The 14940-nt window shown below is 64.8% G+C and carries 16 protein-coding genes and 1 pseudogene; 12 read left to right on the forward strand and 5 right to left on the reverse strand.

What is annotated here, in order from left to right:
• Window positions 1-504: 504 nt before the first annotated feature.
• The 5 genes from ACO2SS_RS05965 to ACO2SS_RS05985 all read left to right on the forward strand — a co-directional run bounded on the left by ACO2SS_RS05965 (window position 505) and on the right by ACO2SS_RS05985 (window position 3386).
• On the forward strand, window positions 505-771 hold the full coding sequence (locus tag ACO2SS_RS05965) for a hypothetical protein (protein WP_423276677.1): 267 nt from the start codon (window positions 505-507) through the stop codon (window positions 769-771).
• A gap of 24 nt (window positions 772-795) precedes the next feature.
• Complete coding sequence (locus ACO2SS_RS05970) at window positions 796-1191, forward strand: hypothetical protein (protein ID WP_423276678.1); 396 nt, start codon at window positions 796-798, stop codon at window positions 1189-1191.
• Between the two features lie 34 nt (window positions 1192-1225).
• Window positions 1226-1414, forward strand: a complete 189-nt coding sequence (locus ACO2SS_RS05975) for a hypothetical protein (protein ID WP_423276679.1) — start codon at window positions 1226-1228, stop codon at window positions 1412-1414.
• 251 nt (window positions 1415-1665) lie between these two features.
• Window positions 1666-2097 (forward strand): DUF2231 domain-containing protein, encoded by a 432-nt coding sequence (locus ACO2SS_RS05980; RefSeq protein WP_423276680.1) that lies wholly within the window; start codon window positions 1666-1668, stop codon window positions 2095-2097.
• Window positions 2097-3386, forward strand: a complete 1290-nt coding sequence (locus ACO2SS_RS05985) for a PQQ-dependent sugar dehydrogenase (RefSeq protein WP_423276681.1) — start codon at window positions 2097-2099, stop codon at window positions 3384-3386. Before ACO2SS_RS05980 ends, ACO2SS_RS05985 begins: the two co-directional genes overlap by 1 nt.
• 76 nt (window positions 3387-3462) lie before the next feature.
• Here the strand turns inward: ACO2SS_RS05985 and ACO2SS_RS05990 are convergent, their stop codons facing one another.
• On the reverse strand, window positions 3463-3969 hold the full coding sequence (locus ACO2SS_RS05990; protein WP_423276682.1) for a DUF421 domain-containing protein: 507 nt from the start codon (window positions 3967-3969) through the stop codon (window positions 3463-3465).
• Between the two features lie 400 nt (window positions 3970-4369).
• On the opposite strand from ACO2SS_RS05990, the gene ACO2SS_RS05995 reads away from it, so the two are divergent.
• The 6 genes from ACO2SS_RS05995 to ACO2SS_RS06020 are packed head-to-tail and all read left to right on the forward strand — an operon-like array spanning window position 4370 to window position 10139.
• Window positions 4370-5509: a thiolase family protein gene (locus ACO2SS_RS05995; protein ID WP_423276683.1), complete on the forward strand. Its 1140-nt coding sequence runs from the start codon at window positions 4370-4372 to the stop codon at window positions 5507-5509.
• Window positions 5506-5931, forward strand: a complete 426-nt coding sequence (locus ACO2SS_RS06000; protein WP_423276684.1) for a Zn-ribbon domain-containing OB-fold protein — start codon at window positions 5506-5508, stop codon at window positions 5929-5931. The genes ACO2SS_RS05995 and ACO2SS_RS06000 overlap by 4 nt, the downstream gene beginning before the upstream one ends.
• 46 nt (window positions 5932-5977) lie before the next feature.
• Window positions 5978-7063 carry a TRAP transporter substrate-binding protein gene (locus ACO2SS_RS06005; protein WP_423276685.1) on the forward strand — a complete coding sequence of 362 codons (1086 nt, stop codon included), beginning with the start codon at window positions 5978-5980 and terminating at the stop codon, window positions 7061-7063.
• A 51-nt stretch (window positions 7064-7114) separates the two neighbouring features.
• Entirely contained in the window at window positions 7115-7792 is a 678-nt protein-coding gene (locus ACO2SS_RS06010) for a TetR/AcrR family transcriptional regulator (protein ID WP_423276686.1), read from the forward strand.
• Window positions 7789-9363, forward strand: a complete 1575-nt coding sequence (locus ACO2SS_RS06015; RefSeq protein WP_423276687.1) for a class I adenylate-forming enzyme family protein — start codon at window positions 7789-7791, stop codon at window positions 9361-9363. The genes ACO2SS_RS06010 and ACO2SS_RS06015 overlap by 4 nt, the downstream gene beginning before the upstream one ends.
• Window positions 9360-10139 (forward strand): SDR family NAD(P)-dependent oxidoreductase, encoded by a 780-nt coding sequence (locus ACO2SS_RS06020; protein ID WP_423276688.1) that lies wholly within the window; start codon window positions 9360-9362, stop codon window positions 10137-10139. Before ACO2SS_RS06015 ends, ACO2SS_RS06020 begins: the two co-directional genes overlap by 4 nt.
• A 227-nt stretch (window positions 10140-10366) precedes the next feature.
• Here the strand turns inward: ACO2SS_RS06020 and ACO2SS_RS06025 are convergent, their stop codons facing one another.
• On the reverse strand, window positions 10367-11137 hold the full coding sequence (locus tag ACO2SS_RS06025; protein WP_423276805.1) for an exodeoxyribonuclease III: 771 nt from the start codon (window positions 11135-11137) through the stop codon (window positions 10367-10369).
• A gap of 156 nt (window positions 11138-11293) precedes the next feature.
• Window positions 11294-12118 (reverse strand): annotated as a pseudogene (locus ACO2SS_RS06030) (5'-3' exonuclease); the annotation flags it as partial.
• Between ACO2SS_RS06030 and ACO2SS_RS06035 the strand changes: the two are divergent.
• A complete protein-coding gene (locus ACO2SS_RS06035; RefSeq protein ID WP_423276689.1) occupies window positions 12054-12728 on the forward strand; it encodes an alpha/beta family hydrolase in 675 nt (224 codons plus the stop codon). The pseudogene ACO2SS_RS06030 and the gene ACO2SS_RS06035 overlap by 65 nt on opposite strands.
• Before the next feature lie 277 nt (window positions 12729-13005).
• Here the strand turns inward: ACO2SS_RS06035 and ACO2SS_RS06040 are convergent, their stop codons facing one another.
• Window positions 13006-13473 carry a RidA family protein gene (locus ACO2SS_RS06040; protein ID WP_423276690.1) on the reverse strand — a complete coding sequence of 156 codons (468 nt, stop codon included), beginning with the start codon at window positions 13471-13473 and terminating at the stop codon, window positions 13006-13008.
• 90 nt (window positions 13474-13563) lie between these two features.
• The gene (locus ACO2SS_RS06045) at window positions 13564-14937 is read right to left on the reverse strand and encodes an alginate export family protein (protein ID WP_423276691.1); all 1374 of its coding nucleotides are present in this window, start codon (window positions 14935-14937) and stop codon (window positions 13564-13566) included.
• Window positions 14938-14940: the final 3 nt, after the last annotated feature.

A 14940-nucleotide genomic window follows, 5' to 3' on the forward strand; every position in this document is an offset into this window, starting at 1 on the left:
CTACCGTCACCCGCCGCGCGGTTATCGCCAATACCGCGTCCGCCCTCCTAATTGGCGCGCGCGCCGATGTATCGCGATTGGGCGCGCCTGGTTCTGCCCGTGAATGAGCGATGCGGATTGTCCGCTACGGGGGCCAGCAGCAGATCACGCTGCTGGTCGTCTTAGCTGGATGCACGAGCTTCTAGATGCGCTGCGAACAACTCTGGGCCGCCTGGGAATCGAATGGCGCTGCCGCAACAAGTACGCCTAGCTTACTCCTCCCCAGCGACAGTACGCCTTGAGCGCTGTGCAACGCGGCGGAGACGGCCCTGAGTTCCCGCCCCGCCTCCGGTTGCCCGCTCGCAGCCCTGAACTATAGGCGGCGCACCGGTCCGTGTAGGGCATCTACCCGACAAGTCTCTCCCGATTGCCCGACTGCGTCGTCCCGGCCCGCGTCCTAGATCATCACCTGCGGCGCTGTTCGGTCGAGAGCGGTCCCAAACGCCGGCAGTCTGGAGGATGAACATGATCGCCAAGATCGCCATCGCCATAGGCTGCTTTGTGGCCCTTTCGCCTCAGATCCTGACCCTCAGCTACCGTATTCTCTTCATTGCGGTCGCGGTGGGCAGCATCTCGGGCCTTGTCGGAACGGCAACGCGTCTTGAGCCAGCCACCATGATCCCCGTGAACATGGGCTACGCCGCGCTGGTCAGCATTGCTGTCACCGGCGTCCTGCATTTTGCGACCGAGGCCGTACGAGGCAGTTACGGAAACCTGAAATCTCGAAGCTGACGGGGAATACGCTCGGAGCCAAGTATGCCGCTTGATGAACTCACCTACGCAAAGCGCAGCGATGTGCTCGGCGGCGGCGGGCTTGTTCAGGAAAACGCTTGGGGAACCCGTAGCACAAGACCGATCGTACGGTCATCCGTGTGGCGGTTTTACCTCAGAGACAATGACGGACAATGGGTAGATTTGCCGGAACGATACACTGGCGCGCTCATCGGCGCGAAGCAACGGTGTTTCGAATTGTCCACCTCTTTGGGAGCGTCGGTGAACGCCGATCAGGTCCAGACCACGGTCCCCGCTTCGATTTCCAATCCGTTGGTGGCGAGCGGCGGAAAGCACGATGACGACCACGCATCCCGGCACAGGCAAGAGGGCAGCCTTGAGCCGGCGCGCCTCATCGAGCGGGCGGAATACGCGATCTAGCCGCGGTGTCGGTTGAGCGTACGGAGAGATGCTGATGGATTTCGGACTGGGAGGTATCATCCTTGCCGCCGGAGTCGTGCTGGTGATCATCGGAACGGCGCGCCGGGGCGAAGAGTGCCGGCCCTTCCTGCGGGGCTCTCTGATGTTTCTGGTCTTTCCGTCGCTGTGCCTAGTGCTCATCTCGGCCGGGCTCGTCTCGCTGGGTGAAACGCTGCTCCGCTAGCTTCAATTCGCGCGGCCCGTGCGGCCCCCGGTTCAGATCGAAACCGAGCTACGACCTGCTAGGCAGACCTATGGCGAGAAGCAGCGAGGCTGCGGGAGGTGCCGGTGCGGTTTGGAGCCCAGTCGCACGAGCACGCGGCAGTCTTGACTCTGCGGCCGGAAGATCTCAGCCGCCGAAACCTCCCCCGCAATGATGCATTGACGGATGGCGCTAAGCGCAGCCGCCGCGGCCCGTGAGTCAGAGGAGTTACCTTGCTCGTCCTTTCCGGCTCGATTTTGCGAAGGACACTCCATCCTCTTCACGCGATCCTGCTCGCCTTTCCGCTGTCGATGTTCCCGGGCGCGCTGCTCAGCGATGTCGCCTATTGGGAGACCTACCACGTCCAGTGGTCCAATTTCTCATCGTGGCTCATCGTCGGCGGAATGATCGGTGCAACCGGGGCTTTGCTTTGGGCCCTGGTTGGACTGGTCCTCGCCTGGAGAGCAGGCGAGAGAATGCCAATCGCCTATGTTGGCGTGCTGCTTGTTATGTGGGTGCTCGGATTTATCAACGCTCTCGTTCACGCCAAGGATGCCTGGGCGACAATGCCGGAGGGCCTGTATCTCTCAGCTGCCACAACCATTTTGGCTCTCGTTGCGGCGTGGAGGGGCTATTCGGGATTTCGAATCGAAGAGGTGGGCTGATGCGCGAGCTCCTTGTGATCGGGGCGCTGGCGGCAGGTCTGTCCGCCTGCGGGAGTGAGCCCCCGCCGCCGCAATACGGGCCAAGCCCCACGATCCCCCAGCCGGAGCGAGGCCTTCTGCCAAGCATGGTGATCCCGAGACCGGCAAGGTGGGGGGACGATCGGCCCATCGTACCGGAAGGCTACAAGATCGATGCGATCGCTACCGACCTGATGATCCCCCGACAGACCCTGGTTCTGCCGAACGGTGATATTCTGGTCGCGGAGGGTTCGGGCGGCAACGCGCCCGCGCTGCAGCCCAAGGACATCATCGCGAGCTACATCAAAAGCCTGGGCAAGAGCTCCACAAAGGGGGGGAATCGGCTGACGCTGCTGCGCGACGCGGATGGTGACGGTGTCTATGAGACCCGCGGCATCTTCGCCGGCAGTCTCAACGCTCCTTACGGGCTCGCCCTGGCCAACGGCTTCATCTACGTCGCCAACCAGGATGCGGTGGTGCGCTTTGACTATCGTGATGGCCAGACGGAGGCGAGCGGCCCGCCAACGAAGGTGACGGATCTGCCCTCTGCCATCAACCATCACTGGACCAAGGCGATGACCGCGAGCCCGGACGGGCGATTCCTCTATGTCGGCATCGGGTCCAATAGCAATATCACTGAACGCGGCATGGACGTCGAGACCAACCGGGCGCAAGTCTGGCAGATCGACGCTCAGACCGGGGCGCACAAGCCTTACGCGACCGGTCTCCGCAACCCGACCGCCCTCGCCATACAGCCGGGAACGGGACAGCTCTGGGCCGTCGTGAACGAGCGGGACGAGATCGGCCCCAACGTGCCGCCGGACTATCTTACCGCGGTGAGTGAAGGTGGATTTTATGGTTGGCCCTACAGTTATTGGGGGCAGAACGTTGACACCCGGGTCCGACCCCAGAACCCGCAGAAGGTCGCTTCGGCCATCATTCCGGACTATGCTCTGGGGCCGCATGTGGCGGCGCTCGGCGTCGCTTTCTCCAACCCCGCCGTAGGAGGGACGTTCACCGACGGCGTGTTTGTCGGCGAGCATGGCAGCTGGAATCGAAGCGTGCCGGTCGGCTACCGGGTGGTCTTCATCCCTTTCCGGGACGGCAAGCCGGCCGGCGACCCAATCGAGTTTGTATCCGGCTTCCTTGACGCCGACCGAAATGCACGCGGTCGACCTGTCGGCGTTACGGTTGACCCGCGCGGCGCCTTGATCGTCGCTGACGACCTATCCAACACGGTGTGGAGGGTTACGCCTGAACAAAGTCGCTAGGCTGAGAGCTTGGGCTCAGCGCAACCCAGATGACTACATTTGGACCATCGAGCGGGGTGCGAACCAGAAGCATCTCTCATTCCGGCTGTACATTGCCGAGACTGCTCTGGGTTTGCGACGCATTCCGGACGACGCTGATGGATCCGTCCGTTTCCAGCACTACCGCGGCGATCTCGGAGATGTCTCCGACGCCCTGAGACCGAACTGCGGACAAAAGGTCCTCTCGGCTTACCCGTTCGCGCTTCATCACCCCGTCGAGGACGGCTCCATTACGCAGAAGTAGCGCGGGTTCAGCCTTGATCAGCTGTTTGAAGTGACTGGATCGGACTGAGAGCCAGGTAATCATAAACTGAAGCGCGATCAAAACTGCGAAGGCGAGGATGCCTTCGAGCAGGGCGACCGATTTCGTGAGAATGATGGACGATAGCGTCGAGCCGAGCGCGACCGTAACCACAAGATCGAAGGCGTTGAGCTTCGCAAGCGTGCGCTTGCCCGAGCCGCGCAAAAACAGAACAAGGGCCGCGTACGCGAGGACGCCTACGATCACTACCCTTAGGAGCCCAGCCCAACTGTCAAAGAACATCAGCGTCTCCTGTTCGCGCAACTACGGCAACGCCTAGGCAACCACATTGTCCCGCGGCCCTGACCGCCACGAAGCCATGCCCGTCGGACGCTACGAGGGGATCTTATTGCCCCTCGTCTGCGCGTCGTTTCGCTCGCCTGCGCTCAAGCTCGGCACAGCTCAACCGAAGCTGCTCGGGCGCGCCTGGGACGAGCCCTCTGCCGAGGCGTCTACCGTCTCGGCAGGCTTCGATGTCTGCTTCCAGGAGCATACTCGCCAACGTTCTACGGCCGGGGTGGGCGTGATCCGGAATGTCCGCCCTCGGGCGCTGGCCCAAGTTCCGGTTGTGGCGCAACATGCCCACTCACGGCTTGACATAATTGGTGAGTGAACGAACATTCGCTCACACCAGGAGGGATGCTTGGTCGCGATAGTTGGTATTGGGGAGACTGCGCCCGCTCGCCAGTCGGGGAAGGACATTCGAGCGCTCGTCCTAGAGGCCTGTACGGACGCCCTGGCGGATGCGGGCCTGGGCGGGTCCGAGGTCGATGGGATCGTCACCGATTCCGTTATCATGCCGGGGACAGTGCCCGCTGACTGGCTCGCCGCGCAGCTCGGGATGACACTGAGTTTTAGCGCGAGCCTGTCCTATGGAGGGGCGGCCGTCGTTGCGGCGCCCATGCTGGCCGAGATGGCGATCGCAAGCGGGCGCGCCCGTGCCGTTCTCGTGTACTTCGGCGTCGACTGGGGCTCGCGCCCGGGCGGGCCATACGCGTTCCATGACGCCTACCCGGCCAAGGCTGCCTTCGAGAAGCCCTACGGGTTCTCGGCGCAACCCGCCTATTTCGCTCTCTGGGCGCGCCGCTACATGCACGAGTTCGGGCTTCGCGAAGAGGACCTCGCCGACATCGCGGTCGCGCACCGACACAACGCGATCCGGACCGGGCGCGCGCAGAACCGCAAGCCGCTCGACCGGGACGGATACTTCTCGAGCCGCCTCGTGGCCGATCCGCTGCGCGTCCCGGATTGCTGCCTCATCAGCGATGGCGCCGGCGCTTATGTCGTAACGAGCCGGGAGCGAGCGCGCGATCTTCGGCGCGTTCCGGTCGAGGTCCGCGGCGTCGGCTTCGCGAGCGCCCCCGTGCCGGGCGACGACGTGTTCACGCAACCCTCGCCGCTCCTCACGACCCCGGCCGCGACGCGGGCATCGGACCAGGCGCAGCGGAGCGCGAAAATCTCGCTCGGCGATGTCGATTTCGCCGAGATCTACGATTGCTTCACGATCTCCTGCCTGGCCCAGATCGAGGATCTCGGCTTCTGCCGCAAGGGAGATGGCGCGCACTTCATGCGCGAGCAGGGGATTACGATCGACGGCCGGCTCCCCGTGAACACGCATGGCGGCCTCCTGTCCTACAGCTATCGTCTCGGGATCGAGCATGTCGTGGAGGCTGTCCGGCAATTGCGCGGCGATGCCGGTGATGCGCAGGTCCTGGGCGCCGAGATCGGGCTCGTCGGCGGGTTCTCGCCCCCGGATTACGGCGTGGCGATCCTCACCCGATGAGCGGGCGTGAGAACGACGGCCGCGCGGCCGAATTCCGGCCGTTCTTCGCGGCCCTGCAGGAGCGTCGGCTCGCATTCCCGCGCTGCACCTCGTGCACGCGCTTCCACTGGTACCCGATGAAGCTTTGCCCTAGCTGCCGGAGCGCCGACATCGGTTGGGAGCCCGTCGACGGACGCGGGCAGCTCTTCTCCTGGACCGTCGTGCGCCACGCGTTCGATCCCGAGGGCAACGCGCCGGATCCGCCCTATGTCGTCGGGCTCGTCGAGTTCCCGGATGCGCAGGGAATCCGCCTGGTGACGAACCTCGTCGAAACGCCGGTATCCGCTCTCGCGATCGGCCTCACGGTCGAGCCGATCTTCCTGGCAGAGAAAGCTGGGGCGTGGCGGGTCTTGTTCCGTGCGGCGAAGACGGAGCCGCCCTGAAGCCGCGCATCACAGGTGGGCAGCAACAACGAAAGGGAGGAACAACATGAATCGTAGACGTCTTTTGGCCACGTTTGGCGCCGGGGCATCGGCAGCCGTTGCCGCGCCGGCGATTGCGCAATCGGCGCCCGAGTTCAACTGGCGCATGGTGACGAGCTTTCCGAAGAATCTTGGTGTCATGTTCGGGACTGCCGAGCTGTTCGCCTCGATGGTCTCCGAGCTCACGGACGGACGGTTGCGCGTACAATTGTTCGGCCCGGGCGAGATCGTCGGCGGCACGCAAGTCCTCGATGCGACCGCGTCCAACACCATCGAGCTCACCCAGACCGCGCCGACCTATTTCTACGGGAAGGACCCGGCATTCGCGTTCGGATCCACCCTGCCTTTCATGATCAACGCCCGCCAGCAGAATGCCTGGCTGTACTACAAGGGCGGCAACGAGCTCCTTCAGGAGCTCTACCGGAAGCACAACGTATACGGCCTGCCCAGCGGCAACACGGGAACGCAGATGGGCGGCTGGTTTCGCCGCGAGGTGAAGACGCCCGGCGATCTGAAGGGCCTCAAGTTCCGCGTCGCCGGCTTTGCCGGCGAGGTCCTCGCGAGAGTAGGAGCCACACCTCAGCAGATCCCTGCATCCGACATCTACTCAGCGCTCGAGCGAGGGACGATCGACGGCCTCGAATACATCGGTCCATTCGACGACGAGAAACTCGGCATCGTACGTGTGGCGCCATACTACTACTATCCCGGATGGCACGAAGGCGGCTCGATCATCGTGACCCTTGTTAATTTCGAGCAATGGAACAAGCTGCCCAAGAGGTATCAGCGCGCCATCGAGGTCGCCGCCATGGCCTGCAACACCGCCATGCAAGCCCGCTTCGATTCCGAAAATCCAGACGCTCTCGTCCGCCTCATCCAGGCGGGGGCGCAACTGCGCAGCTTCTCGCCCGAGGTGCTGGAGGTTCTGGCCCGAGAGACCAACGAGCTCTTGAAGGAGATTGCCACGACGAACGATCTCTTCCGCCGGATGCTCGAGTCCCAAACAGCGTTCCGCGACAAGAGTTATACGTATCACCAGATTGCGGAGTACTCGTTCGACACCACGATGCTTCGCCTTCGGCGTCAACGCTGATGCGAGGCGGCCGCTCGCCGGAATCGGGCCGACGAGGTTGGGACTGACTGGATGAAGAGACGGGTCGACGATCGGAAGCTGATCGAACGCCGCCTTCCGACCATCCTCGCCGCGGCGGCGGAGGCCTTCGCCAGCCGTGGCTATCACCTGACGACGATGCAGGATGTCGCCAAGTGCGCCGAAGTCAGCGTCGGGATGATCTACCAGTATGTCGAGGACAAGCAGGACCTTCTCTATCTTGTGATCGAGGAGGTCGTGTCCGCCTACGAGGTCGAGATCGAGCGAAACGAATGCCTTGCGGCCGAGCCGCTCGAACGTTTCGTCGCGCTGCTGTCCGGGTTGTCGACCGTGGTGGTGGCCCACAAGGCCGCCGCGCGCCTAGGGTACCGCGAAGCAAGCCAGCTCAGGCGGGATCGGCTGGAGCAGATCAAGGCGCGAGAGCGATCCCTGGCCGAGCTCGTCGCGCGCCGCGTCGCAGCCTGCGTCGAGAGCGGGGATTTCCCGCCTGTCGACGAGACGATGCTCGCTTATCTGTGCCTCATCTCCATTCAGAGCTGGCCGGTGAGCGCGTGGCGGCTGGATCGGCAGATCACGCCTGACGAATATTTGGCGCGCGGCCTTCGCGTTCTCCTCGGAGGCCTCGTCCCATGGGAGCGGCTCGCGCCCCTCATCGAGGGCTCGCCTGCTGCGCAGGCCCGCGGCGAAGCCAAACAGCGGAAGAGCGCATGAACGCGGACACGACCTCGACCATGCCGGCAATCCCGCCGGAGATCGCCCTCGCGGGGCAGCTCACGATCGGCACGATGCTCCGCAACCAAGCCCGCTCACGGCCCGATGCGATCGCCGTCGACGACGGATGCCGCGCCCTCTCGTTCCGGGACTTCAACGAGCGGGTGAACCGAACGGCAGCGTTTCTCGCCTCGCAAGGCGTCGGGCGGGGCGATCGCGTCGCGCTCTGCTCCGAGAACCGCATCGAGTACCTGGAGATCGTCTTCGCGGCCGCCAAGCTCGGCGCCATCGTGGCGACCCTGAACTGGCGCCTGGTGGAGAACGAGCTCGCCTATTGCGTCGAGTTGGTCGCGCCGAAGATGGTGATCCTGTCCGAGCGCTTCCGCCACCAGGCCGCGCCCCTCAGGCCCCACGCTGGCGTCCTGGCCGTCCTTGGAAGCGAATACGAGGCGTCTCTCGCGGCCAGTTCGGCCGCAGAGCCGGACGGGCACGTTGAACCGGAAGACGGGCTGCTCATCATCTACACCAGCGGCACCACCGGCCGGCCGAAAGGTGCGCTCCTGAGCCATCGCGCGGAGATCGCACGAATGCTCGTCAATGCGCTCGATTTCGATCTCCGGGTCGGCGACACCTTCGTCGCTTGGCCGCCGATGTTCCACATGATCGCGACCGAGCAGTGCATCCATGTGATCTGCCTCGGCGGCACCGCCGTGATCGTCGACGGCTTCGATCTCGAGAGGGTTCTCGCGGAGGTAGAGAAACGCGCGCAGTGGTGGCTGGTTCTGATGCCGGGCGTGGTCGAACCGTTCGTCGCCGCGATGCGCGGGCGCTCGATCCGACCGAAGGGTGTCCGGCTCGTCGGGGTCATGGCGGACCTATTGCCCCGACGCCTCTTGGCCGAGCTGACAGGGCTGCTCGGTGCGCCGTACGCGAATACGTTCGGATCGACGGAAACGGGATTGCCGCCCGCATCGGCGGGCCGGATCCCCGCCGGGATGGAGCCGACCAACCTGGCAAAGCAGGTGAACGCGCTGTGCGACTACCGGCTCGTCGACGAGAACGGTCTCGACGTTCCGGACGGGGTTGCCGGCGAGCTCCTGTTCAAGGGACCGACCCTGTTCAGCGGCTACTTCAATGCGTCCGAGGCCAATGCCCGCGAGTTCAGGGATGGCTGGTACCATATGGGCGACATGTTCGTCCGCGCTCCGGATGGCACGCTGTCCTTCGCCGATCGGGCAAAATACCTGATCAAATCTGGTGGCGAGAACATCTACCCCGCCGAGATCGAGCGGGTGCTCCTGGCCGACAGCAGGGTCAGAGACGCCGTCGTGGTCCGGCGGGCGGACCGGGATTGGGGCGAGGTGCCCATCGCCGTGGTTGCCGTGCTCGACGGCAGCATCACGGCCGAGGAGCTCCTGGATCGCTGCCGCCGGGAACTCGCCGGGTATAAGCGGCCGAAGCACATCCTGTTCGTCCCCGAGGAGCGCCTCCCGCGCAGCACGACCGGGAAGATCCTTCGGCATGAAATCGAGCAATGGTCGGACGTGCTCGCAGTCGGAGTGGCATCATGACGTCAGCTGAACTTGCCGAAGCGCGGATCCTCATCACCGGGGGAACGTCGGGGATCGGCCTTGCGACTGCGGAGGCCTTCGTGAACGCAGGCTCACGGAAAATCGTGCTGGCTGGCCGCGACGAGGCGCGGGGCGCGGCCGCCTGTCGTCGCCTGAAGGAGCTGAGCGACGGGACCCGACCGCTCTTCGTGTCGGGAGACGTCACGGTCGCTGGGGACGCCGCGCGCATCGTCGCCGAAGCCGAAGCGGCCTTCGGAGGCGTCGACGTCCTCGTCAACAGCGCCGGCGGCGACCACCTGCCCAAGCTGTTCCACGAGCAAACGGCGGAGGGCGCCGTCCAGGTCGCGCATAACTGCCTGGACCCGGTGATCCTGATGTGCAGGGCCGTGCTGCCTAGCATGTACGGCCAGCGCTCCGGAGCCATCATCAACGTGGCCTCCGACGCCGCGAAGGTCGGAACTCCCGGAGAGGCCGTGATCGGCGCCGCGATGGCGGGCATCGTCATGTTCAGCCGCGGGCTGTCACTTGAAGCGAAGCGATTGGGCGTCCGGGTGAACGCGATCACGCCCTCGATCGTGCGGGGCACCCGGACATATGAGCGGATCCAGGCCGAGCCGTTCAGCGAAAAGCTGTTCGCCAAGGCGGAAGGAGCGGCTCACCTGGGCGTCGTCGAGCCGGACGACATCGCCCCTCTCATCGTCTTCTTGGCCAGCGCAGCCGCTGCCCGCCTGACCGGGCAGGCAATCAGCGTGAACGGGGGCATCAGCGCCGCGTGACGTGCCCTGCCAGAACGCAAGTTCCTGATAGGGTCGAAGGGCAGCCTGCAATCCGAGAAATCATGCTCGTCTCAAGGGCGGTTCGGAAGCGAGAGCCTGCGTGGGTGCTTGATTCAACGTGAGTAGGGAAGCGGCGGATGCCGGTTTGCTTAAGAACGCTTCTGGACAGGCACCTCAAGTCTGCTCATGGCGCGCAGCGGGAGGGAGCTTTGTCAGCTCAATCAGCCTCAACTCAGCTCGATCCAGGCTGGAGCGTGATCGCTGGCGTCAGGCTCGCCCCGGATCCAGCGGTCCACACCAGCCCTATTCAGGCGAGGTTTCAGATCTGGACTGACGAGCAGATGATCGAGCCGCAGTCCGGCGTCACGCGACCAGCGATCCCGCTTGTAGTCCCAGAACGTGAACATGGCCTCGCTGGGATGAAGCTCCCGTAAGGCATCCGTCCAGCCCTGGTCGAGCAGCCGACGGTACGCCTCGCGAGGTTCGGGTTGCAGCAGAGCGTTCTTTGCGTACGAGCGCGTCCCGTAGGTGTCCTGGTCGGTCGGGACCACGTTGTAATCACCCGCAAGCACCACCGGCACCCCCGCCGCGAGCAGCGTGGCCGCATGAGCGATCAGGCGTTCGAACCAGGCGAGCTTGTAGGTGAATTTGGGCCCAGGCTGCGGGTTTCCGTTGGGCAGGTAGATGGAGGCGACGATCACGCCGCGGACGGCGGCTTCGATGTAGCGGGCTTGCTTGTCTTCCGGATCGCCTGGAAGCTCGGTGCGGGTAAGGACCGGCTCCGCGTCCCGCGCCAGGATTGCGACTCCGTTCCAGGAGCGCTGGCCGCTCCAGACGGCCTTGTAGCCGGCGACCTTGATCGCGCCCGCAGGGAAGTCGTCGTTCTCGGCCTTGAGCTCCTGGAGGCAGACAACGTCCGGCTTCTCCTTCGCAAGCCAAGCCAGGAGGTTCGGCAGGCGCCGATTGACGTCGTTGATGTTGAAGGTGGCGATCCGCAGCCGCGTTCGTGCCGGGGCTGGCGGCCTCATCCTCGGGCGTGTCTCCTTGCCCAGTCCCTCCAGCCGCTCGGCGAGCCGATCGAGCCCCCACTCTGATGCGGGCCTGGCTGCTCTTTCCCAGGTCGGCTTCTGATCTCGTATGGGCGGCAGCGGCGCTTCGGCGTCCATCGTCGCGATCTGGCGGAACAATCGAAGATCGGCTGCCTGATCGGCGAAGCGGCCTTCGGAGAGAAGCGACTCCAGGCTGCCTGCCCGTTGCAGCAGGCTTGCAGCCGTCTTTGCCCCGATCCCACGCGCGCCCGGTAGCTTGTCGGACGGATCGCCTCGCAGCGCGATGAAGTCCGGCACCTGACCGGGATCGACGCCGTACCGCTCGCGCACCTCAACTGGTCCGATCCGGGCCATTTCGCCGGCGCGCACCGGATGCAGGATGGTGGTCAGCTCCGAGGCGAGTTGGAACGCATCGCGATCGCCGCTCGCCACCAGGGACCGACCGCCCTTTCGCTCTTCCCGCCGAACGGCAGCGGCCAGAAAGTCATCAGCCTCGTATCCAGCGGCCTTGGCGTTCACGAAGCCACAGGCGGCAACGAGGGCGGGCAAGAGAGCAAGCTGCTCGACCAGCTCATCATTGAAATGGCGGCCGGACTGGTAGGCCGGAAAGGCGCGGCTCCGGTGAGTAGGCGCCTCCAGCGTGTCCCAGCCAACCACAACAGCTCTGGGCCGCTCCTCGGCGTAGAAGTGCAGGAGCATATTGGCGAAGCCGACGATTGCGCCGCCACCCTTGTTGCCGGCTCGCCGGATGGTCTTCGGCAGACCGTGGTAGGCGCGATGGGTGAACGAGTCCCCATCTATGATCAGGAGAGGACGTCGGCCACGGGCCGTGTCCGATGTTTGATCACGTTGTGAGCGAACCACCATGAACGAGTTTCGGGCTGTCAGCTTCGAGGTCAGTCCAGGACGTAGCGTCTCCGGACGCCTCATGCACCCCGATGGTGCTCGGGCCTGCCTCGTCCTGGCACACGGGGCAGGCGCCGGAATGGACCACCCGTCCGTGGCCTTGGTGGCTTCCGGTCTATCGGATCGTGGCATCGCGACGTTTCGGTACCAGTTCCCCTTCATGCAGGCCGGGTCGAAGCGGCCGGACTCGCCGCCGCTGGCGCATGCAACGGTCAGGGCGGCGGTGACCGAAGCTGCCCGTCTCCTGCCAGGCGTCGCTCTTGTCGCCGGTGGCCGATCGTTCGGCGGCCGCATGACCGCGCAGGCCCAAGCGCTGGAGCCACTTCCGAACGTGCGCGGGCTGGCGTTCTTGGCCTTCCCGCTGCATCCCGCAGGCAGGCCCTCGACCGAACGCCCGACGCATCTAGCGGATGTCGATCTCCCACTCTTGTTTCTGCAAGGGACAAACGATGCGCTCGCGGAAGTCTCACTCATAAGATCGGTAGTCGCCGACCTTGGCCCCGGGGCGACGCTCCACACGGTCGATGGCGCCGATCACGCGTTCCACGTTCCGGCCCGCTCGGGGCGGAAAGACGTTGAGGTCATGGCCGAGGTTCTTGACGTACTCGCTCGCTGGGTGCGTCGGGTTGTCTAGGCTGGAGCGTTTGCGCACGAGTGCCCAGGCCGACGTCGGAGGTCCGCTCTCCGGCTCGCAGCCAAGTTCCGCTCCTGGCGCGTCTAAGACCAAGCTGGCCGAAACCCGAAGGTCGGCTTGGGAATTCCTCGACCAGCGTGACGGACCCGAGTGCCTGGAGCGGCTAGCGGCATTGCGGGGCGGGCTCGGCTAAGCAAGCTGCAGGGAGGCCTCGTGCGTCAGCCAATCTCGCGTCCCCCACGACGCAAGCAGCTTCCCCCTGGGATAGCGCACCATGTCAGGCCGCCCCGCCGCGCCCGGGGATAGCTCTGAAGGCCACTTCCACCAGGAGTTCAGGAAAGGCCAAGCGCGACACCCCAATGAGGTTGCTCGCGACCCGTGGCTTGTCGCTAGCATACATCACCTTGCGAACCTTGCCGGCCGCCGCGAAGGCTGCCTCTATGTCGATGACAAAGAGCGTTTCCTCGACGACGTCGTCCAGTGTTGCCCCGAATTCGCCGAGGAGACTGGCGGCGTTCTCGTAGGAGCGTCGGAGCTGCGCCTCGGTGTTGGAATAGGATGTTGGCCGGCCGGCCTCGTTGAGCGGCGCCGGGGCGATCAGGGTACCATCCCGGTCGTGGCTGACCTGCCCCGAGACGTAGATCACCCCATCGACCTCTACGGCCTGTGCATAGCCGTAGGCATCTTCCCATGGCACGCCGAAATTCGCGACCCGCCGTTCGCGCGCTTTGCTCGAACCCATCATGACGTGATCTCCATGCGGATTGTGAGGATGAGAGAATTCACTGCGTCTGGATTTCACTGCGGTCCGGGAAAGTTCCCTTCTTTGCCGCTCTCAGAATCGGATCTGGGCCTCGGCTCCGATGAACTGGACGAGCCTCGATGGACCGGTCTCCTCGATGAAGCGGCCGGGCACGAAAGCGGCATACGAGACCTCGAAGGACAGGTTCCGGGTCGCCTCCCAGCCCAGGACGAGTTCGGCCTGCGTTCCGATGTACCGGGCCCGGCTCACGCCGGCCGGGCGAAGCAGATTGCCCGGGTTGCCGTAGATTCCGTCGGCTAGGGACTCGCGCCAGTAGAACACGGCCGCCGCGGAGAGGGACAAGCCGGAGCCAAGATCGACACCCACGACAGGATGCAGGTTCGTCAGGTTGTAGGGGCCGAGTAGTCCGATCTCGCCGAAATACTTCCCCTTGGGGAACAGGGCGTTGAAGGTGCCGAGCGTGCCGTCCCCGGCATTGCCGTCGCCGCTGATCACATTCGCCCTGAGTTCGAGGAACGGGAGGTACGGCAAGTCCCGGAAAGTGTAGCGTGTCACGGTCGCGAGCGACCAGGCCAGAATGTCGTCCTGACCGAAGCGTCCGAACTGCAGCATGGCTTCGTGATTCCAGGCCCAGTTGCCCAGCGCCCCGAACAGGCGGCTTCCGACGGTTTGTCGGTCCTCGGTGCCGACCCCTGCGTTGAAACGGGCATTCGCCCGGTGGTAGCCGATCCAGTAGAGGTCGATCCCGGCCCCCGCGCCGATCTCGGGAAGCTCCCGTGTTGCATAGACGCCGTAGGCTCGGCGGCTGCCATCCGTGCGGTCGTCGAAGCCGTGGAGGTTGTTCTCGACCGGGCGCAGAAAGAAGCCGTCGATCCTCCAGGCGCCCCCTTCGGCCCTGACGAGCGCTCCATCGAAGGCGAGAGGCACGTTCGGCCCGAACCGTAACCCGATCAGGCGCTCCGATCCGTAGGCCACCAACTGGCGCCCCCCTTGGGCGGTCAGGACGGTGCCGACCCCATCCGCCCCGATCCGCCACTGGCCGAAGGCCTGGAGCAGGTCCGGGCCGGTCTCATCGACGGGTCCCTTCGTCAGGCGGCTCCTGTCCGCCCAGGCCCCGACCATCTGCCCGAAGAGCCGGAAATCGGGGCCGATATTCAGGTCGGCGTGGGGCAGGATCCGCGACCAGCCGTAGCCCTCGTTCGGTTTGGGCGGATCACCCCAGAAGTTGTTTCGGTATCCCTCGTAGCGCAGCCGCAGGTCCGCCCCGAGCGTCAGGAAGCTCTGGCCTTCACCATCGAGCGGAACGAACTTGTAGCGCTCCCATTCCGCACCCGTCCGGTTCCCGGGCTCGCGCAGGTAGCGCCAGTCCTCGCCATGGCGGCTATTCGTGAAGCTTGGTGGAGAAGCTCGCTCCGCCGACGCAAATGCGGGAGCGAGCGCGAGCAAGAG

The organism is Enterovirga sp. CN4-39, assembly GCF_049446235.1.
In the GTDB taxonomy this organism is placed as follows: Bacteria; Pseudomonadota; Alphaproteobacteria; order Rhizobiales; family Beijerinckiaceae; genus Enterovirga.